This is a genomic window from Streptomyces sp. NBC_01363 (assembly GCF_026340595.1).
GTDB lineage: Bacteria > Actinomycetota > Actinomycetes > Streptomycetales > Streptomycetaceae > Streptomyces.
In genome coordinates, this window is sequence record NZ_JAPEPF010000001.1 from 5762993 (window position 1) to 5783213 (window position 20221).

General features: G+C 67.4%; 13 protein-coding genes and 2 pseudogenes. 6 read left to right on the forward strand and 9 right to left on the reverse strand.

The window, feature by feature from the left end:
• Positions 1–36: 36 nt before the first annotated feature.
• Positions 37–675: an IS630 family transposase gene (locus tag OG611_RS26205; RefSeq protein WP_266426250.1), complete on the reverse strand. Its 639-nt coding sequence runs from the start codon at positions 673–675 to the stop codon at positions 37–39.
• Positions 561–1118 carry a helix-turn-helix domain-containing protein gene (locus OG611_RS26210; RefSeq protein ID WP_266424640.1) on the reverse strand — a complete coding sequence of 186 codons (558 nt, stop codon included), beginning with the start codon at positions 1116–1118 and terminating at the stop codon, positions 561–563. The genes OG611_RS26205 and OG611_RS26210 overlap by 115 nt, the downstream gene beginning before the upstream one ends.
• A 411-nt stretch (positions 1119–1529) precedes the next feature.
• Here OG611_RS26210 and OG611_RS26215 point away from each other — a divergent pair, with 411 nt between their 5' ends.
• The gene (locus OG611_RS26215) at positions 1530–2066 is read left to right on the forward strand and encodes a transposase (protein WP_266424642.1); all 537 of its coding nucleotides are present in this window, start codon (positions 1530–1532) and stop codon (positions 2064–2066) included.
• A gap of 34 nt (positions 2067–2100) precedes the next feature.
• Here OG611_RS26215 and OG611_RS26220 read toward each other — a convergent pair.
• The 3 genes and pseudogenes from OG611_RS26220 to OG611_RS26230 all read right to left on the reverse strand — a co-directional run.
• Positions 2101–3387: pseudogene (locus tag OG611_RS26220) on the reverse strand (NF041680 family putative transposase); the annotation flags it as partial.
• A gap of 364 nt (positions 3388–3751) precedes the next feature.
• The gene (locus tag OG611_RS26225; protein ID WP_266414258.1) at positions 3752–4156 is read right to left on the reverse strand and encodes a hypothetical protein; all 405 of its coding nucleotides are present in this window, start codon (positions 4154–4156) and stop codon (positions 3752–3754) included.
• Positions 4153–5007: an IS5 family transposase gene (locus OG611_RS26230; RefSeq protein WP_266414261.1), complete on the reverse strand. Its 855-nt coding sequence runs from the start codon at positions 5005–5007 to the stop codon at positions 4153–4155. Before OG611_RS26230 ends, OG611_RS26225 begins: the two co-directional genes overlap by 4 nt.
• Before the next feature lie 636 nt (positions 5008–5643).
• Between OG611_RS26230 and ltrA the strand changes: the two genes are divergently transcribed.
• Entirely contained in the window at positions 5644–6846 is a 1203-nt protein-coding gene (gene ltrA / locus OG611_RS26235) for a group II intron reverse transcriptase/maturase (protein ID WP_266426162.1), read from the forward strand.
• A 122-nt stretch (positions 6847–6968) separates the two neighbouring features.
• Here ltrA and OG611_RS26240 read toward each other — a convergent pair.
• The 3 genes and pseudogenes from OG611_RS26240 to OG611_RS26250 form a co-directional block, all read right to left on the reverse strand.
• Positions 6969–7289: pseudogene (locus OG611_RS26240) on the reverse strand (DDE-type integrase/transposase/recombinase); the annotation flags it as partial.
• 276 nt (positions 7290–7565) lie between these two features.
• On the reverse strand, positions 7566–7724 hold the full coding sequence (locus OG611_RS26245) for a hypothetical protein (RefSeq protein ID WP_266424645.1): 159 nt from the start codon (positions 7722–7724) through the stop codon (positions 7566–7568).
• A gap of 159 nt (positions 7725–7883) precedes the next feature.
• Positions 7884–8468: an IPT/TIG domain-containing protein gene (locus tag OG611_RS26250; RefSeq protein ID WP_266424648.1), complete on the reverse strand. Its 585-nt coding sequence runs from the start codon at positions 8466–8468 to the stop codon at positions 7884–7886.
• Positions 8469–9750: 1282 nt separating this feature from the next.
• On the opposite strand from OG611_RS26250, the gene OG611_RS26255 reads away from it, so the two are divergent.
• From OG611_RS26255 to OG611_RS26265, 3 genes are all read left to right on the forward strand, one after another.
• Positions 9751–10044 (forward strand): DUF5988 family protein, encoded by a 294-nt coding sequence (locus OG611_RS26255; RefSeq protein ID WP_266424651.1) that lies wholly within the window; start codon positions 9751–9753, stop codon positions 10042–10044.
• A gap of 178 nt (positions 10045–10222) precedes the next feature.
• Positions 10223–11506, forward strand: a complete 1284-nt coding sequence (locus tag OG611_RS26260) for a beta-ketoacyl synthase N-terminal-like domain-containing protein (protein ID WP_323180235.1) — start codon at positions 10223–10225, stop codon at positions 11504–11506.
• A 185-nt stretch (positions 11507–11691) separates the two neighbouring features.
• Positions 11692–18024 carry a type I polyketide synthase gene (locus OG611_RS26265; protein ID WP_323180274.1) on the forward strand — a complete coding sequence of 2111 codons (6333 nt, stop codon included), beginning with the start codon at positions 11692–11694 and terminating at the stop codon, positions 18022–18024.
• Positions 18025–18384: 360 nt separating this feature from the next.
• On the opposite strand, the gene OG611_RS26270 is transcribed toward OG611_RS26265, so the two are convergent.
• Positions 18385–18627: a hypothetical protein gene (locus tag OG611_RS26270; protein ID WP_266424659.1), complete on the reverse strand. Its 243-nt coding sequence runs from the start codon at positions 18625–18627 to the stop codon at positions 18385–18387.
• Between the two features lie 1016 nt (positions 18628–19643).
• Here OG611_RS26270 and OG611_RS26275 point away from each other — a divergent pair.
• Positions 19644–20201 carry a hypothetical protein gene (locus OG611_RS26275; protein WP_266424662.1) on the forward strand — a complete coding sequence of 186 codons (558 nt, stop codon included), beginning with the start codon at positions 19644–19646 and terminating at the stop codon, positions 20199–20201.
• Positions 20202–20221 lie beyond the last annotated feature (20 nt).

Below are 20221 nucleotides of genomic sequence, written 5' to 3' on the forward strand. Positions count from 1 at the left end.
CGAGATTTCCGGCGCAGGACACTAGTGCTGGATTCCTTAAAGGTAGTAGATATACCGGCGGCGTAGGTGTCGGGTGGGCGGGGAGGGTCTGCCCCAGATCCAGGGTCTGGCACGGGAGTTGAGCTGAGCTGTTGCGAGTGTGGTGGCCTGGGCGATCTCGTCGGGTCCGGCGAAGGTTTGGCCGGTGAGGGCGGCTTTGCGGAAGATGCGCCACCAGCCTTCCTGGAGATTGAGCCAGCATGCGCCGACGGGTATGAAGACGTGCCGGATGCGGGGGTGGTCCTCAAGCCAGGTCCGGGTGGACAGGCTGTTGTGTGAGGACAGGTTGTCGGTGACTACGTAGATGTCGCCGACTGGGTTTGCTCGCTCGAGCTTCTGTAAGAACTGCTGGTAGAAGACGCTGTTGCGGGAGGATGCGGTCATGGTGACCTGCTGCCCGTCTCGGACGCGGAGGCCGCCGTAGACCCAGGTCTTCTCCGGTCCGCGGCCGTAGTCGAGTTCTGCTTTGATGCGGTGTCCGTCCGGCGACCAGCCCGGCGCCGGCGGGAAAGTACGCGGGATCACCGGCCCGAGCTCGTCGACGCAGACGACCGTCGCATCTTCGGGCGGGCAGGTGTAGAGACAGACGACCCGTGTCCTTTTCCCTCGAAATCCGGGTCCTTCGAACGGATCCAGGAACGGGTGCGGCGCCACCGGACGCCCTCGGCCAGCAGGATTCTGCGGACTTGTGAACGTCCTACCTCGATCCCGTGGCGGCGGGCGGCTTCGGTAAGGGCGTCGAGTGTCCATTCAGGTGCCCCCGATTCGTCCTCCGCGGCCAGTTCACCATCCTCACGCCTGGTCAGACGCCCCTGCGGGGCCTGCTTGACCAGCCCGATGACCCTCGACCGTTCCGCCTCGGTGATCCGGCGCGGACGACCGGCCACCGGCCGGTCTTCCAACCCCTCCACACCCAGCATGTTGAACCGATGCAGCCACCACCGCACCGTCTTTGCATGACAGCCCAGCTCCGCCGCGATCCCGGCCACCCTCAGACCGTCCCAGCTCAGAGCAATGATCCGTGCTCTCAACACCAGGTCAGCCGGCGCTTTCCGCGCTCCCGCCAGCCTGGCGATCACCTTCTCCTCATCCGGTCCCGAAGCAGTCCGAGCCCGCAGCAATCTCGGCACAACGCACCCCCAGCGACATCCCCAACAAAGGGCCTATACCCATAACTTGAGGAATCCAGCACTAGGATCAAGGTCGAGGCTGCAGAACGGATGGTGGCCCGAGCAGAGAAACGCCTGGCCACGGAGACGGCAGCCCACCGAGAAAAGCTGAGGAAGCACGAAGTCCGGACCCAGGCGGATGTGACAGCCGGCCGCCGCGGAGCAAATGGTCGACCATCGGTCTCGATGGAGCACAAGACCGTGCTGGTAAGGCAGCGAGCCCGGTTGGAGAAGGCTCGCGAGGGGCTGGAGCGAGTCCGCAACCCCCAACCCGTCCCCTCGCCACAGGCCCGTGCATGCCCGAGCGGCCCCGATTCACGGATGATGCTCAGCAAACGCGGCGGGTACCTGCAGGGGTACGACGTGCAGATCGTGTGCGCCCGCCGCCAGATCCTGCTGGCCATCGAGGCACACGACAACCCCTCCGACATGACAGCCCTCGTCCCGATGGTGAACAAGACCCAACACAATCATCAGGCAGCCGGACTCACCAGCGACATCCAACTCTGGCTCGCTGACAGTGGATACGCCTCCACTGCCGCCTTCGAAACCCTCGCCGACCTCCCGCTGCTGGTATCCGTCACCAGCGAGGCCCACCAGGCAGGATTCGCTACCAAGCGCCAACACGCCCGCGGCGGTCAGCACGTCACGGCCGACCGACTGTCCACTCCAAATGGTCGGATCCAGTATCGCCAACGCAGTGCTTTGGTCGAGCCAGGATTCGCCCAGCTCTTCCAACGGTTCGGCCGCCACCTCAACTACCGCGGCCGCCGTGCCGTGGACACTGAACTCAAACTCCTCGGCACGGTCCACAACCTCAACAAGCTGGTCAGACGCACAGCCAGAGCTCGCTCTTGACTTTCGCCAAGGACGAGTTGTGCGACAGTCTCCCGGCTTTCGGGCGGAGGTGCCGGAAATCGCGGCGGACTCTGGCGGGAGTGAGCCTGTCGGGCGGGCTCGGTCTCTCCCACGGCCGTCGCAGGTCGGCCGCCAGCGGGCGGGCCAGACGGAGCTGGGTGAACGCGGTGAGGATCAGCCAGGTCCAGCGGTCGGCTGCTTCGGGGGTGCGGATCTTCGGGCAGGTCCAGCCCAGGGTCTGCTTGAACAGCCGGAAGGTGTGCTCGATGTCGAAGCGCCGCAGGAACGCCTGCCACAGACGGTCGATGTCGGCTGTGGTGGCGTCGGTTTCCGACCACCACAGCCACACCGGCTTCGGTGTCGCGCCGCTGGGCAGGTACTCGACCTGCAGGCGGATCACGGTGCCCTCGATGACCGGCAGGGCGCCCAGCTGGGCGGTCCAGGCCGAGCGGTGGGTCGGTCTCGGGTGGAGCCGGTTCCAGGCCCGTGCGGTGGCGGTGCCGTAGAGGCGGGTTGCGGTCACCGTCCGCGCGTCGGAGGTGTTCCAGGTGGTCGGGTCACCGAAGACGAACTCGCCGCCGTGGCGGGGTGGGCGGCCCCGGGTGCCGGGCTCGCGGGGCGGGAGTGCACGGCGCAGGACGCGGTCCGAACGCATCCGGCCCAGCACCTGCACCGGCAGATCCTGCAGCAGGAAGGCCAGGCGGGGCACGTCGTATCCGGCATCCACCACGATCAGGATCTCCGGATCGCCGTCTTTCCACTGCCCGGCCGCCATCAGGCGCTCGACGAGTTCACGCATCTGCCCGGCCGTGACGGTGGCGGCATCATCTCCCGGTGCCAGCGGCAGTGCGCCCAGCGGCGCCGTCCATGAACTGCGCCCCGTCTCCAGTGCACAGATCACCGAGTACGGCCAGCCGGGCACGGGAATGTGCTGGTCCTTGCCCCGCCCGTAGGTGTGGCACAGGATCCGCTGCGGTGAGCTGTGCGCGCTGGGCCGCAGCCAGCAGGCGATATCGGCGGCCAGGACCAGCCGGCCGTCCGCCGATCGCGGCAATGACACCGCGGCCAGGGCCCGCCGCAGCCGGGCCACATCGACCTGGCCCGCGGCCAGAGCGTCGTAGAGCCCACCGTGCCCGCGACGGTGTTCACCCACCAGCGACAGTTCCACCAGCTACCGGACCGGACCGTCGGCGCATAACACGGTGTCCGCGAGCTCGAACAACGCATCCGCATGCCGGGTCAGACAGGAATAGAACTCGCCCCGGAAGCGTGACAGTTCCGCAAACGGATCCTGCCGGACAGCATGATGCAACAGACTCATTCCCACGGCCTTCGTGCTGAGTGTTGCGTGTTCCTTGGTCGGATCACATGCTCAGCCGAAGGCCGCCTGCACGCACGGCAGCTACCGGTCCGAGTAATCAAGTACGAGGACTCGTTCGGGCCCGAGGTTAAAGATCAAGTGTACGTCCAGCAGTCCGGGCGTCATCGCAGCTCAGAAGGGATGTGGGGATGTAACCGGACGTCAAGCTCAGGACAGCCAGCCGGTGTGAGTCCGGTTCGGGGAGACGCCAGGGTCCCCGGTAGCTGACTCCCGGCGTCGCTCGAAATGGTGGCGTCGAAGTGGAGTGACAAGCGCCCTCCGGGGGCGTGCAACCGACCAGTCCGCAACATGAAGTGAGAGGGCGTTAAGTCCGTTTCTGGTAGCGGCCGCGTCCGGGTTGCTTGAGGAATCCCTGACGGGCGAGTCGTCCCAGGCGGGAGCGGGTGACGTTGATCGAGGGCTCGTCGGTGGGCAGGCCGAGGTGCTCGTGCAGATCGTGGACGCGGAACACCTTGCCGGGGTGCTCGTTGAACGCGGTCACGATGCGCTGGTAGACGGTGGCGGTGGTGGTCTGTGCGGGGGCCGGTTCGTGGTCGGGTGGGGTGAGGCCGTCGATGACCTTGCGGGTGGCGGTGAGCTCGGCCAGGCGGGCTTCGGTCTCGGCGAGGGCGGTGGTGAGCCGCTCGATCTGCTCGCGCAGGTTGTCGGCTCGTGCGGCGGTCTCATCGTGTTCGGTCTGCAGCAGCCGCAGGAGTTCGCAGACGTTCACGCGGCCAGCTCCACGTCGTCACGCCATGTGGGGGTAGGGGTGGTGAGGCGGCGGAGCATGCCGGCGGTGGAGGCCCAGTAGACGCGGGAGGCCGCGTTGTCGGGCCGGTGGTCGTAGTCGCGGGCGAGGCGCCGGTGCAGCATGAGGGTGCCGTTGACCTGCTCGACCACCCATCGTTTCGGTTGCGGGACGAAGCCTTTGCCCTTGTCGTCGGGGTTGCGGCGGACCACCTCGACGGTGATGTCCTTCACCGCCCCGTGGATGATCACGGCGTCTTTGAAGCCCTGGTCGACGAGGACTTTTTCCAGGCGCATCCCGCATCGTTCGGCCGCCTGGTCCAGCAGGGCGATGCCGGCCTCGTTGTCGTGCGCGCTCGCGGCGAGGATCACCACACCGATGATCAGGCCCAGTACGTCGACGGCGAGTCCCCGCTTCCTGCCGGGCGTCTTCTTGTTCGCGTCCAGTCCCGTCGTCTTCTTCGGCACTCCGGCCGCCACGCGGACGGACTGGGTGTCGATGATCACCAGGGACGGGTCCTCTAATCGCCTGGACCGCTCCCGCACCTGGCAGCGCAGGATCTCCTGGATCCGCTGGTCAAGGCCGTCCTCGCGCCACACGCTGAAGTAGTAGAACACCGCCGACCAGGCCGGGAGGTCGTGCGGCAGGAGACGCCACTGACAGCCCGTCCGGTTCTGGTAGAGCAGCGCGTTCACGACCTCGCGCAGGTCGCAGGAGCCCGGGTCCCCGGTCGCCGACCGCGACACCCGATCCTGCTTCCACGCGGTGACCAGCGGCTCGATCAACGACCACTGCTCGTCGGACAAGTCGGTTGCGTACGGCATCCGTTCCATGCCCGCGACCCCATCATGCACACGACACGAAGCGAGGACGGAACCGACCCATCACCCACGAAAGAGCGACACCACATCATCAGGAACGGGACTTAACGCCCTCTGAAGCCTGCAGCGTCGTCATTTAACCCCCGCTCCGCTTGGGGCGGGCCAAGGAGGAGCCGAGCCTGTGCTTGTTTGGCGAAGGCCACGGAAGACGATCTCGGACCTGGAGCGGTCGTTGAAGAACCTCCCGGCGTAAGGGGCGTGGAATGGTTGGAAGGTTGTTCTGGGAACTGGAGAGAGCCTCCTCGGCCCCGGGTTTGCGGCCCGGGAAGCGTGGCCTTCCTATAACCGGCAGAACCGGGAAATGGCAGGTTGCCGAGAGGCGGTCGGAGGGGGTCGTAGTAGTGGTGATCGGCGGGACAACACAACCCGCTGGGAGCGAAGGGCCCCTGCTTCATCGATGTGATTCGCGAACAGGGAGGGACCCGGATGAGTGCCGTTTCGGCTAGTTCCATCCGCCGGGAGGAAAGCGCCGCGGGACCGGGCCGCCGTCCTCTGGACAAGGTCCGAGCCCTGCAACGGGCGCTGTACCACTGTGCCAAGCAAGAGCCCGAACGCCGGTTTCACGCCCTGTATGGCCATGTCCACCGCATGGACGTTCTTCGGCGGGCATGGGCCGGTGTGTGCGCAAACCGAGGCGCCCCTGGCGTGGACGGTATGACCGTCGACGCGGTGGAAACCTCGGGGGTGGATGCATTCCTCCAGGACCTTTCGCGGAAACTGCGGATGTATACGTATCGTCCGTCAGTGTTGCGGCGGGTCCAGATTCCCAAACCGGGGCGGCCTGGGGAGTTCCGGCCGCTTTCGATCCCCACCGTGGCGGACCGTGTGGTGATGACGGCTGCGAAACTGGTCCTTGAACCAGTATTCGAGGCTCAGTTCACCGAGGCGAGCTACGGATTCCGGCCGAAGCGGTCCGCGATCGACGCCTGCGAGGCAGTGCGTGTCGCGGCGAACCAGCGGCGGGAGTGGGTGTTCGAGGCCGACATCCGGGACTGCTTCGGCACGATCGGTCATGAGGCGCTGATGGCCCAGGTGGCCCGGCGTGTGGTGGACCGGCCGATGCTGAAGCTGATCCGGGCCTGGCTGAGGATGGGAGTTCTGGAGGGCGGGGTGACGTCCCCGACCGGGGCGGGAACCCCGCAGGGATCACCGATTTCCCCGTTGCTGGCGAATGTCGCGCTGCACGTTCTCGATGAGGCGTGGCAGCGCGAGGGCCGCCGGCTGGGGACGCTGGTGAGGTACTGCGATGATTTCGTGGTCCTGTCGCCGACCGAACAACGGGCGGAACAGGCCCGTGAGTTAGCGGCACGAGTGCTGGAAAGACTCGGTATGCGGTTGCACCCCGAGAAGACCGGCATCGTCTGCCTCACCCGAGGCGGGCAAGGATTCGATTTCCTCGGCTTCCACCACCGGAAGAGGGAATCGTGGAAATGGCGGGGCAGGTACTACTTGCAACGCTGGCCTTCAGCCAGAGCGATGTGGGTACTGCGTGACAAGGTCCGCGCGGCGACCGCTCGCTCGAAAACTGAGCGGCCGGTATCCGCCGTAGTAACCGATCTCAACCCCGTACTGCGGGGATGGGCTGCGTACTTCCGCAACGGAAACTCCGGAAGGAAGTTCAACGTGGTCGACGGTTACGTCCACGAGCGGCTGGCGATCTTCGCCAGCACGAAACACAGACTCGCGGGCAGGAATTGGGCCACCCGATTTACTTATGGGTGGATCACCCGGCTCGGCGTCTACCGTCTTACCGGAAACGTACGCAGGGCGACAGCGCATGCCAGTCGGTGAACGATGTCGGAAAGCCGTGTGCGGGAGAACTGCATGCACGGTTTGAAGCGGCGGGGACTGGAAACGGAGCGTCAGCAACCGCGCCAGTCCCCGACCCTACTAGGGGTCAGTCGTAACACCAGTCAGGCTGCTCCGGCGACGGTGACCCCATCCTCACAGCCGTGGCTGGAGCCGACCCTGCCCATGCTTCTGCGGATGCCGTGCAAGTCGCAGACCTGGGCGAACGCGGCCGAGGTGTAGTGCGATCCGTGGTCCGCGTGAAAGATCACTCCGGTGACGTCGCGGCCGCGGGTCGCGACTGCGGCCTCGAGTGCGTCGATGACGAGCTCGGCCCGCATGTGCGGGGCCATCGACCAGCCGAGCACTCGGCGCGACCGGATATCGATGACGCAAGCGAGGTAGAGCCACGCGGCTCCGACCTGCACGTATGTGATGTCGCCGCACCACTTCTGGTCCTGCGTCCCGGCGGTGAAGTCCCGCTGGACGCGGTGAAGTTCCGCTGGACCACGTCCGCCACCGGCGGCGCGAGGCGGTCTGGGATCGTGGTGCGCTTCTTCTTCCGCAGGTGACGGCTGACGATGCCGTGCTTGCGTATCGGCCTGGCCACGCGCTTGCGGTTGACCGTCCGGCCAAAGCCGCGCAGTTCGGCCAGCACCGGCATATCCGCTTGATGCCGAACATCTCGGCGTGGGTGGAGACGAAGTCCCAAGCGGCGGTCTTCACTTCATCTCCCGGGCGAAATAGGCCGCTGCCCGACGCAGGATCTCCCGCTCCAGCTGCCATTCCTTCTCGGCCTTGGCCAGCCGCGCGTTCTCCGCCCAACTCGGCCTCGGTGTCCTGCGACGCGCCGACGGTGACTGGACGACCGTTGGTATCACGCACCCAGCTCCGCAGCGTCTCGGGGTTGACGTACGCGACAGAATCGTCCCTGGTTCCGAACAGCGCCGGCCTGCGCGAGGAACTCGCAGGCCGGCGCTGTTCACGGCCCCGGCCGGTCGACGTGGCGACGTGGCAGGAGAGAGGCCGTGAGGGGGTGGTCAGATGTAGGTGTACCCGCTGGGGACAGTGGTGGTGCCAGCCGCGGTCGTGACCACGACCGGGACGTTGCCCGCGGTGGCGCCGGCCGGGATGATCCCGAACAGCAGGATTCCCGTCGGGTCGCTGCCCACCACGGTGGCCGGAACTCCGTTGACGGTGACAGTGCCGCCGTTCAGATTGGTGCCGGTGATCACGAACGGGGTGCCGCCGGCGACCGGACCCGAGGCCGGGATGATGCTGGTGGCGGTGGGAGGAGCAGGCGTGGACGGGGTCGCGTAGGTGTAGGGAACCGGGTTGCTGGTACCACCGCTCGTGGTAACGGTGACCGGTACCGTGCTTGCGGCGTGCGCGGGGACCAGGACCGTGACAGTGAGCCCCAGCACGTCCTGGGTGACGATGGTGGCTGGCGTGGTGCCGAACAGGACGCTGGTGGCACCGCTGAGGCCCGCTCCGAGGAGATGGACCGTGTTGCCGCCGGCGACCGGTCCGGAGTTGGGCAGGACCGCCAGGAGCAGTGGACCGAAGGGGAAGGGTAGTTGGGTGACCGATTGTGACTGGCCGGACGAGGTTGCGATTGTGGACATGACGGATCCTCCTGTGACAGGCGGACCATTGCGGTCCGCACGGGAACCGGCCGAGAGCGAGGGCGGGCTTCCCTCATGCCCGACGGGGGCAGGGGTGAGAGGAAGATCGGCTCTCAGTTTCGGGAAGGCCGACCGGGCAGTGGCTCGCGGCGATGAGTCCGCTCAAAACGGGGCGGATCCGACGGCGATCGGGGGCCGACGGACATCAGCCGCGACGTGCGCACACTGCCCGGTCTCAAGCACGGCGAGACGCTTCACCAGCCGATGTCGGGAGCACCCACCGGCCGGTGGCTCTCCGGAGCAGCCTTGCAGTGGCTCTGCTCGCCGAAGCCCTGCCGGCAGGAAGGGCTGAAACGGGCGGGCCAATTGCCGAGCTCCCCGGAGAGGGATGGGCGACCCACCGGTTCAACGACTTCAGTAACTCCAATGAATGAACTGTCATCAACCCCTGCGCCAATTAGTCACCCGATTGGCCCAGTCCGAAATTTGCTCCGAGAGTGGTGGCCGGCTGTGGGCCACTGCCGCCGTGACGGCGGCAGTCACGCCAAGATCATTTCACCGCAATCAGCCGCTGCCAGATAATTACCGGAGTGCGGGCTATCTCCATTCGTGCGCGACATCTCGGCGACAAACCGCCATGAATGCGACTTTGTGACCAGTGAGGCTGGATTTGCGAAGCCCGCCGGAAATATGGAGTCCGCCGTTCATCACATTACGCCATACGGGTGAATTGTAAGCGGCCTCATTGCGAGATTATTCGGCCCTGTGGGATAACCGTTTGGAATCCAACCGGTGGGCTGCCCTCCTCTCCGGGGAGCGCGGCAATCGACGATCCACCGCACAACTGGCCAGCCAGTCGTGTGCAGCATCGAGATCGTTCGTCGCAATGAGCGCCCCCGGCAAGGAAGAGGCGGCTCGCATCACCTCGCCAAAGGGGCGCCATGCGAGTTCCCAGTGCTGTCCAATCCGTCATCAGGGCCTGCCTCCCGCCATCAGGGCCCGTCGTGATCTCGGCGGCCGTCTACGCCCGGACCCCCGCGCGGCGCCCTGGAACCGCGCTGGTCAATGCGGTCACGATGGCGCACGCTGCCGACTTCGACCCTGTGGCGGCCACGTCGTTTCGTACGCGAGGTCGGTCGCCGATACCGCCCGCGCCGCCTCCGGACCGGCTCCCGCACGATGGGGAGTGACGCGCCGAACATGGGATTCCTGGACCAGTTGCGCGGCATGGTGACACTCACCGTTCTGTGGTGGAAGCATTTTCGGCTGCACTCGGGGCGGCATGGCGGAAAACAATCGCGCCAACGTCTCCGCTGATCATTCAGCGCTGATCATTCAGCGCCGATCCTCCGGACTGGAGAGCGCTATGCCTCAATCGATTCGTGTAATGCTCAGAGGAGGGCCGGAGGGATCTCCGTCGGCCTGGGAAGTGAAATCACTGGAAAATGAAACAAGAGTGACGGTTCCCTATCGGAACGGTTATGAGCATTTTGAGTTCGTGGATCACTATGCCGAACTCGATGGTGAAATGCTGCCGGTCTATCGATGGATCTATCACACGTACATTGCCGAATAGATACCTGTACGAATCCGGCCGCTGCGGAATCACTTCCTCAGCAGCACACAGTCGATTTCGTGCGGGTCCTACCAACTGATCCGGAGGGGATCACCATGACGACTTCTCTGTTGCACGTAGGTGTGTCGTGAGCGGGGCGGCCTCCCTCTCAGGAGGCGGCCGGCACGCGCGGGATGCCGTGGTCACCGGTATCGGGTTCTGCCTTCCCGGTGACGGGCGACCCGTCTTCACCGCGGACGACCTGTGGAACATCGCCTCCCGAGGGGCCTCCTGCCTCATGCAGAGCAATGCCTACTACGGCTCCGTAGACCTCTCGGACGCAATGTTCGACGAACGCCTCCCCGATATCGCCCCTTTCTTCTCACGCCACTACACCGCAGCGCATCGGTTCGGCCTGGTGTCCATGGCGCAGGCATGCTCGGACGCCGAACTGGATCCCTACTCGGGCGACCTGGCCGACGCGGCGATCCTGGCCGGACGCGGCGGCGTCGACGCGAACATCGACAGCTACCTCGCCGTGCTGCGAGCCGATCCCGAGACCATTCGCGTGTCGGAGGCGATGGAACTGTTCGTCGCGGCAGAACAGGCCGTCACTCCCTCCGACGTTGCCCTGGTCCAAGGCGCACTGTCCCGATCGAAAGGCCCCAACTTCACGGTCTCGTGCGGCTGCGCGTCATCCGCAGTGCAGATCGGCAACGCCCGACGCCTGATCGCCGGCGGCGAGGTCGACATCGCCGTCGTGACCGGCGTCGACATCTTCAGCGTCAAACTGATCCGTAACATCCAGCGCCTGCTGCAGGGCGCGCAGAAGACGTACGAGAACATCCGGTCCGACGACATGCCCGCGCTTCTGCCGTCTTTCGACTCCCTCATGCGCCCCTACGACCGTCGTGCCGACTGCATCAACCACGGCGAGGGATCGGTGACCGTCATCATGGAAAGCCGCGAACACGCCACCCGGCGCGGGGCCCACCTGTACGGTCAGGTGCTCGCCCAGGCCACGACCCGCGACGGGCTGACTAACCCTCTGGCTTCCGACGAGACGGGCCGCGAGCTGGTGTCCGCCGTCCGTCGATGTCTCGCAGACCGCTGGGAGATCGGCCAGGTGCCCTACGTCCACGGTGGCAGCGACGGCAACGTGGTGGTCACCACCTTCGAGGCGAACGCGATCAAGGAACTGTACGGCTCCGCCGCCCAGGACCTTCTGATGACGTCTCAGGAAGGCTGCTTCGGCCACAACGGCGCGCCCGCGGGCTGTCTCGGCGTCGCTCTTACCCTGCTCATGATGGAGCGCGGCGAGGTATGTCCCACCGCGAACTGTGAGCAGCCGGCAGACAACCTCACCTTCGACCCCGTTCCCGGCGTGCACACCCGGCCTCTCGACTTCGACTACGCGCTGAGTTTCAACTACCAGGTCGGCGGGGTGAAGAGCGCGATCCTCCTGGGAAGCCCCGACGTCTGAGGCCCGCCCCGATAGCCCTCAGCCCTCCATGGCACCCGGTCCGACCCCTGCCGGTGCGCGTTGCGAGCCCGGATGAGCTGTCAGCAGAGCGGGAGCTCAGCGCTTCCTTGCCCAGTCAATCGATAAGGAGAACCACCGTGGGCCGACACAGGCATCCCTCGAACAAGGCAACGGACCCCATCGCTGTGATTGGCATGGGCTGCAGGCTTCCTGGCGATATCGACTCCCCCGCAGCCCTGTGGCAGCTGCTTGCCGAGGGGCAAGAGGCGGTCGGGAATCCGCCGCCGGGACGCGAGACGCTCTGGGCACAACGCGGCGCCGAGCGGACCCCCGGCGTGCCCACACCTCCTCAGCAGGGCGGTTACCTGAATGACGTGTCCGTTTTCGACGCGGACTTCTTCGGTGTCTCCGGCCGCGAGGCGGACGTACTCGATCCCCAACACCGGCTGCTGCTGGAGGTGGTCTGGGAAGCGTTGGAGCACGCCGGATTACCACCGGATCGATTGACCGGCTCGCCGACAGGCGTCTTCACCGGTCTCAGCTACAACGACTACATGGATCAGCTCGCCGGACAGCCCCAAGAACTCGAGGGCTCCATTCTGACGAACGGGCACTGCGTCGCCGCAGGCCGTATCTCCTACCTCTTGGGTCTGCACGGCCCCTGCATCGCCCTCGACACGGCCTGCTCGTCCTCACTCGTCGCGTTCCACCTGGCCTGCCGGGCGCTGCTTCAGAACGAATGCGATCTCGCTCTCGCCGCCGGCGTCACACTCATGCTCCGCCCCAGGACAACCCTGTCCTTCGCCCGGATGGGAATGCTGTCGCCCACAGGGCGCTGCCACACCTTCGACGCAGCCGCGGACGGCTTCGTCCGAGGTGAAGGCTGCGGCGCGGTCGTACTCAAACGTCTGGCCGACGCCGAACGGGACGGCGACCGGGTCCTCGCCGTCGTCCGCGGGTCCGCCGTGAACCAGGACGGCAGGTCCGACGGCCTGGCCGCCCCCTCTCCCACCGCCCAGCAGGCTCTGTTCCAGCAGGCAGTCACAAACGCCGGGATCGACCCGCAGGACGTGGGGATGATCGAGGCTCACGGAACGGGAACCCCGCTCGGTGACCCGATCGAGTTCGCCAGCCTGGCGCAGGTGTACGGCACCGGCCACGGCCGGTGCGCTCTGGGTTCCGTCAAGACCAACCTCGGCCACCTGGAGCCCGCCGCCGGAGTCACCGGACTGATCAAGACCGTCCTGTGCCTCCAACACGGGCTCATCCCCCCCAACGTGAACTTCACTCGCTGGAATCCGGCCATCGCCGCGGACAAGACACGCTTCTTCGTACCCACCGAGCTGACTTCGTGGCCCGTGCAGGCGCCGACGAGGCTGGCCGCGGTCTCCTCCTTCGGATTCTCCGGCACCAATGCCCACGTCATCCTGGAGCAACCGCCACAGGACAGCCGAACGGCCCTGTCACGCCGACGGCAGACCCCTCCTGCCGCATCCGAAGTGGTCCTGGTTCCGGCCGGATCCCCCGCCGTGCTACCGGCCGCGGCACTGCGTCTGGCCGACTGGCTGGAGAGCGACGGCGCGAAGGTACCGCTGGGCGACGTCGCGCACACCCTGGCCCTGCGACGCAGCGCAGGGCGGGGACGTCTCGGAGTCGTGGCCCGTTCGACGCGCGACGCGGTCGGCGCGCTGAGGTCGTTCGCAGCGGGCCGGGCCCACCCGGCCGTAGTGACGGGGCCGACTAGCATCACCGCCTCCCGGCAGCCCGTATGGGTATTCTCCGGGCAGGGCTCGCAGTGGCCGGGCATGGGACGGGGACTGCTGCAGCAGGAACCGGCTTTCGCAGCGGCCCTGACCGAAGCCGACGCTCACATCTTCGCCGAGGCCACGTTCTCCGTACTGGACGTGGTACGCGCCGGTGAACCGGTGACGGAATGTTCCAAAGTGCAGCCCGTGCTGTTCGCCCTGCAGATCGCGCTGGCCGCCACCTGGCGCGCCCATGGAGTCGAGCCGGCCGGTGTCATCGGCCACTCCATGGGAGAAGTCGCAGCCGCTGTCGTGGCCGGGGCCCTGTCGCTGAAGGACGGCGCCAGGGTGATCTGCCGGCGCTCCGCGCTGCTCACCCGGATCGCTGGAGCCGGTGCCATGGCAACCGTAGGGCTGGACCGGGCCGCGGTGGAGGCCGAACTCGCCGCGAACAACGCCGAGTCAGTCTCTGTTGCGGTCCTTGCCGCGCCGAACTCCACCGTCGTGGCTGGCGACCCCACCCAGGTCGCAAGGCTCGTCGCCTGCTGGAAGGACCGCGGTATCCCGGCACTGACCGTCGCGGTAGACGTCGCCTCCCACAGCCCGCAAGTGGACCCACTGCTCGCAGAACTTCTCACCAGCCTCGGCGACCTGACTCCTCAGCGCCCCAGGATCCCCTTCTACTCCACCGTGCTGAAGGACCCGCACGAGGTGCCGGCCTTCGACGCCGCCTACTGGTGCGCGAACCTGCGCAACCCGGTGCGCTTCTGCCCGGCGGTGGCCACGGCCGCCGCGGATCGCAACCTGGTGTATCTCGAGATCTCCCCGCACCCAGTGGTCACACACGCCGTCGCGGAGAGCCTGCAAGACCTGACCGGCGAACCGGTCGTGCTGCCCACGCTACGCCGCGGCGAGGACGAACCCACCACGTTCCGCACCCAGCTCGCGGCCTTGCACTGCGCGGGTGTGAACGTCGACTGGTCGCCACTGTACGCGCGGGGCGACCTCGCTGACGTCCCCACCATTACCTTCGACCGCAAGTACCACTGGGTGAATGCCGCCCGGCCAGCCACCCCCGCCGAGCAGCACGTCGCGCGCTCGGCCGTCGCCCTGCCGGGCAGCCACACCGAGGTACCCGGCGAGCAGGCGCGCCACTGCTGGCAGGGGGACGCCGGAACCACGGGGCTGCCCTGGCTGACCGACCACCGAGTGCACGGAACCCCGGTACTGCCCGGCGCCGCCCACTACGCCATCGCACTGACCACCGCCTGCGAGGTGTTCGACGCCACCCCCGCCGACGTGGAAATCACCGACGTCTCATTCCGGGAGCTGCTGCGTCTGACCGAGCACACCGACCTCAGCACGACCGTCACCATGACCGCCCCGGACCACGCCACATGTGAAATCTTCGGACGCGGTGACGACGGCCAGTGGGTGATGTACGCCTCAGCCATGCTGCGCCGTCTCTCCCGGCCCACGCGCACCCACACCGCGTCCGTCGCCACCTTGTCACGGAGGCACTCGGTCACCGACGATCCCGCAGCTCTCTACACAAGACTCCGCTCCCGTGGACTGGAACACGGTCCGGCGTTCACCGGCATCACGGATCTGCACGCCTCCCGCAGCCGAGACAGTTTCTGGGCCCGCGTTGTTGTCCCGGAGCCCGCGCGGACCGGAGACCTCTCCTTGCGGGTTCACCCTGTCCTCGTCGACCTCTGCCTGCAACTCCTGGTCGCAGGACCCGTCGAGGACGTCGGCCAGGGGCTGATCCTTCCCGTCCAGATGGGGGCAGTACGGATTCTGGGGGATCCCGCGACCGCTGTGTACTGCCACGCCCGGATCGTTGAGACCACAGCCGACAGCGCCATGGGGCATGCCCGTCTGCTGAACGAAACAGGCAAGCCGGTTATGGCCATCGACGGAGTGAAGTTTGCACGCCGAAGCACACGGAAGGCCGATCAGGTCGACCAGTGGTTCCTGGAGACCAGCTGGCATCCGGTCCCACGTCCGCAGGCCACCTCGCAGCCAGCGCCCGGAAAATGGCTCGTCATCGGGGAGGGCCAAGGAGACGCCGAGGCACTGGCCACCATCCTGCGCGAGGCCGGAGCTCAGGCCGAGGCGTGGGAAACCCCGCTGCGAGACGAGCGGCTCGGACCGTTCGCTGAATCCGTCAGCACACACCTGGAGGACATCGCGTCCCCCGCGCGCGCCGTCGTGATGCTGTGCGGAACATCGCCCACCACCACGGACGATCCCACCGTGGGCGCCCAGCGGCGTGCCCGACGAATCCTCGCCACTGCCCAGGCAGCCGCCCGCAGTTCCACCCCTCCTCGCCTGTACGCCGTCACCCGGGCCGCCCGCGCGGTAGCGGCCGACGAGACCGTGGATCTTGAGCAAAGTGCCCTTCGCGGCGTAATCCGCGTCCTGGCGTTCGAACACCCGCACATGCGCGCCACCCTGGTGGACACGGACCACGGCGACCCAGGCCTGCGGAGTCTGGCCGAGGAACTGCTCGCCGATGGCCACGAAGACGAAATCGCCCTACGAGGCACCACCCGGTACATCGCCCGTCTCGATCACGCCCCCCTTGCCGCCTCCGAACAGGTCACGGCCGCCACCCGCACCGTGCGCTACGGGGTGGACGGATTCCGCCTCCGGGCGGGGCGGCTCGGGGATCTCGGCAGTCTGGAACTCGCCGCGACCGGGCGGCGGACTCCAGGACCGGGCGAAGTGGAGCTACGCGTCCAGGCAGCGGGCCTCAACTTCCGCGACGTACTCACGGCTATGGGCCTCCTGCCCGGCGAGCAGGACATCCGGTACCGGATCGGCTTCGAGTGCGCAGGCGTGGTGACCGAAGTCGGGCCTGGCGTCGAGCACCTAAGCGTCGGCGACCCGGTGCTCGCCGTTCACCTCGAAGGCGGCGCCTTCTCCTCGTTCGTCACTGTGCCCGCGACCGTGGTCGCCCCGATTCCGGCCATGCTCGATCCTGTCGCCGCGGCAGGAGTGCCCACGGCCTTCCTCACTGCCTGGTACGCGTTGCGCCACGTCGCCCGGCTGCGCGCGGGAGAACGCGTCCTGATCCATTCGGCCAGCGGGGGCACCGGTCTGGCGGCGGTCGCCGTCGCCAAGCTGCTCGGCGCTGAGGTGCTGGCCACAGCCGGCAACGAAGAGAAGCGACGATACCTACGCGGCAGCGGGATCAGGCGGGTGATGGATTCCCGGTCCCTGGACTTCGCCGAGCAGACCCGCAACGCCACCCACGGCCAGGGCGTCGATGTCGTCCTCAACTCGCTCTCCGGTGCGGCCGTCCGCGCAGGGCTGGAGACGCTTCGGCCCTTCGGCCGCTTCGTCGAACTGGGAGTGCGCGACATCCTGGCCGACGCCCCTGTCGGGCTGGCCCCGTTCCGGCACAACATCACCTTGAGCACCGTTGATCTCATCGAACTCCAGCGGACCCGCCCCGACATGTTCGCGACCGTGCTGCGTGAGGTCGTCACCGAGTTCGCCGAAGGCCGTCTCAAGCCGCTGCTCTGCTCCCCGTATCCGCTCGCCGAAGCCACCGAAGCCTTCCGGCTGATGGCCAGCGCCCGCCACATCGGCAAGCTGGTCCTGACCGTCCCGAACCGAGGGAAGACCACTGCGGTCCTTCCCGAGGGACCGCCTGTCGTGCACACAGATGGCGCCTACATCGTGACCGGCGGCCTGCGCGGCCTCGGCCTGGCAACCGCGCACTGGCTGGCCGAGCAGGGCGCGAGTCACATCGTCCTCAACGGCCGCACGCCTCCCTCCCTTGCCGCCGCGCGCGCGATCACGGAGCTGTCCGCCGGCGGCACCCGGATCACTGTCGTACTGAGCGACATCGCCAAACCTGGTACCGCAGAACGCCTGGTGGCCACCGCCACCGAAGACCGGACACCCCTGCGCGGTGTCATCCACTGTGCCATGGTCCTCGAGGACGCCGCGATCGCCAACATCCGGGACTCCCAGCTGAAGCGCGTATGGAACCCCAAGGTCACCGGCGCGTGGAAACTGCACAACGCCACCGCAGCGCACACACTGGACTGGTTTGTCGTCTTCTCCTCCATGGCCTCCCTGCTGGGCAACCCCGGACAGGGCGTGTACGCAGCCGCCAACTCCTGGCTCGACGCCTTCGCCGCGTGGCGGAGCCGCGCCGGCATGCCCACGCTCGCCGTCAACTGGGGGCCATGGGGCGAGACCGGTGTCGCAACCGACTTCAGCAGCCGGGGCTACGAGACGATCCCGACCGACAAGGGATTGCTGGCGCTCCACTCGCTTCTGGCACACGGACGCGTCCAGACCGGGGTGATTCCCGGGGAACCGGGCACCTGGATTCCCCTCACCGGACGGCAGTCCTCGTTCTTCAGCCTCCTCGCCCCGGACAACGAATACCCGGTAGACGCACCGGAGGGTTCCCGCGACATCCGGGGCCGTCTCGAGGGCCTTGCGCCAGGTATCGCCCGGCGCGAGGCCCTCGAGACCTACATGGCCGAGCACATTCGCGGAGTTCTCCGGCTGGGCAGCACCACTCTTGACGCGCAGACCCCTCTGAAGGCGCTGGGTTTCGATTCGCTGTTGTCCATGGAACTACGGGTCCGTCTGCAATCCGACCTCGGGGTCGAGCTCGCCAACAACTTTGTCTGGCAGCATCCGACGCTGTCGGCACTGGCCACAGGCCTCGCCGAGTGCATGGGCCTGGAACTGCAGAGCACCGATCCTTCGAGCTTGCGCTGGCGGAGTTCCGGCGAGGCGTGACCAGGGGCTTGTACGGCGGCTCCATGGAGGAAGTCGCGCGTGACCCGGGCCCGCGCCCCGGCGGCCCGGTATCCCGGCCTCCTACATCTGCTGGGACGTTCTGCAGCACCCGGACCCGGCGATTGGTGACTCCCGAAGCCGCCCCTACACCGAGCGCCGCGTCCTCCTGCTGGAGCCCCTCGCCGATGTCGAGCCGCCGATCCAGGCCGTCCCGGCAACCGACGACCGTGACGTCTCCGTGCTCTGGTACGACGCCCTGCGTGAGCAGGGCGTCGAGGGGATCGTCTGCAAGCGGGGCGGCGCGGGCGATCCGTCGGAACGGCGCGGGTGGCGCTGCAAGCTGCCCGAACGGTGACGTTGTCACAGGGCTGCGGCTGTGCTGCCCGGCGTGCGCTGGCGTTGGGAGGCGGCGAGCAGGGCGGTGATGGTGGCGCGTTCCTGTCCGGTCAGGCAGGCGATGGTGGTGGCCGGGTAGTGCAGCACGTGGTGGAACAGGACGCTGTCGTCCTGGAGGGAAGCGGCGGTGGGGCGGGGGCGCTGGTTGGTGAGGATAGTCAGGCGTGCGGTGAGGAGTTGCCATGCGTGGGGGGTTGGGTCGGGCAACGACGGTGGGCCAGTGAGTGGCGAGGTGGCCGAAGGTGTCGGCGACGAGGTTCTCCGCAGTGGTGGGGTCGACGTGGAGCGACGCGTAGGCCTGGTAGCCGGCCTGGAACAGTGAGTAGAAGGCGCCGAAGGCGGGGGGCAAACCGAGGGTGGGCTGTGGTGGTCTGGTTCGGGAACCGGGCTGGGCGGGGACAGGCGGGTAGGTGAGGCGCATGGTTCCTTTCCCCTGGGTGACGGGTGAGGTTGGGGACGTGGGCCTGAGGTCATCCGAAGACGTCCGCCGGGATCGTGGTGGTCTGGGGCAGGGGAAGGGTCCGGGTGGTCTGCCACAGGGGTCGGAGGTCGGCGGGCCGTCCCTGCAGGGCACGGACGAGGCGGTAGGTGGTCGGCCAGTCCGGGACGCCGGGGCCTTGGAACGCACGGATGATTTCCAGGGTGGTCAGGGCGTTGTTGCTGCTTCGCGGATCGCGTCGGGGGCGGGTGTTGTGGCGGACAGGTGCAGACCGCGAAGGAAGGCGCGGTACTGGCCGACGGCTTCCTCGGATGTGGCGGGCAAGGGGGTAGCCACGTTGTGAACGGCGTTCCACAGTGGCAACAGGTCTGCGGGGTCTACGGCGCAGGCGCGGGCTATCCCTTGGGCCACCTTCCAGGCCGACGTAGGCCGACCACAGCCCCGACCACCGCAGGCCAGGGCCAACACGCTGCTCCTGGACTACGATCCCGGCCGGCCGCGCCGCCACCCCGTTGCACGGGAGCCCGGCGGCAGGGGTTATCTCGGGTGCAGGGTGAGCGTCAGGCATATCAGGCAAGTAGCCCCAAGAGTCCGTGCCTTACAAGTATCCGAGGGTTGTTCAGGCATGTTCTCGACGTCTGTGAAGCAGCCGACCTCGGTTCGGCCCGAACCGAGGTCGCCAATCGCGGCGCGATGCCCGCACGGGCCAGCACGCGGCGAAGAGGGGCCGTGTAAGGGCCGATAGGCTGGTGCGTCGAACACCGATCGGGGGAATCAGGATTTCATGGTCACTCAGCCGTCTCTGGTAGGAGCGGTAGCCACTGCGCGCGTTCTGGGAACCATCGCACTGCTGGTGGGGCTGGTCACCTCCCTGACCGCCCTGATGGGTGGCACAGCGGGACTTGGGGGACCGGTGCTCGCCGTACTGGCCGTGCTGCTCTTCGGGGTGCCGTTCGCCTGGGTCTCCGTAGCGCGCCGCGCCTGGTACCGGACCCGGCTGGAGGCGGCCACCCCGGCGCCTCAGGGTTCCCCGGTGATTGCGCGTGAGGACACCTTCGAGGCGGTCTCCCGGCCGCTGACCGTGCCGGTGGTAATCGGCCTCGGGCTCGGCGTGCTCATAGCCTCCACCACCGGCGTCCCGGCGGGCCTTGCCCTGGCGGGAGCGGGCAGTGGTCTGCTCTGGCAGGCGCAGTGGCTCGCACGCGAGGAACGCAAGCGGGGCACCTGGCTGCTGTGCCCACACGCGCCGTTGCGGCCCGCGCCCGACGACCCCGCGCTCGCCCTCTACCAGCAGGTGCCCTTCTATACCGCGCCCGCCCAACTGGCCGACGCGCGCTCCTGAGAGGGCGTTTGATCTAGGCA

What these genes read in the sequence shown, in the direction of transcription:
- OG611_RS26230 (WP_266414261.1), bottom strand. Translation starts at nt 5,007, where the DNA reads ATGGAACGGATGCCGTACGCAACCGACTTGTCCGACGAGCAGTGGTCG.
- ltrA (WP_266426162.1), top strand. Translation starts at nt 5,644, where the DNA reads ATGGACGTTCTTCGGCGGGCATGGGCCGGTGTGTGCGCAAACCGAGGC.
- OG611_RS26255 (WP_266424651.1), top strand. Translation starts at nt 9,751, where the DNA reads ATGGCGGAAAACAATCGCGCCAACGTCTCCGCTGATCATTCAGCGCTG.
- OG611_RS26215 (WP_266424642.1), top strand. Translation starts at nt 1,530, where the DNA reads ATGATGCTCAGCAAACGCGGCGGGTACCTGCAGGGGTACGACGTGCAG.
- OG611_RS26250 (WP_266424648.1), bottom strand. Translation starts at nt 8,468, where the DNA reads ATGTCCACAATCGCAACCTCGTCCGGCCAGTCACAATCGGTCACCCAA.
- OG611_RS26275 (WP_266424662.1), top strand. Translation starts at nt 19,644, where the DNA reads ATGGTCACTCAGCCGTCTCTGGTAGGAGCGGTAGCCACTGCGCGCGTT.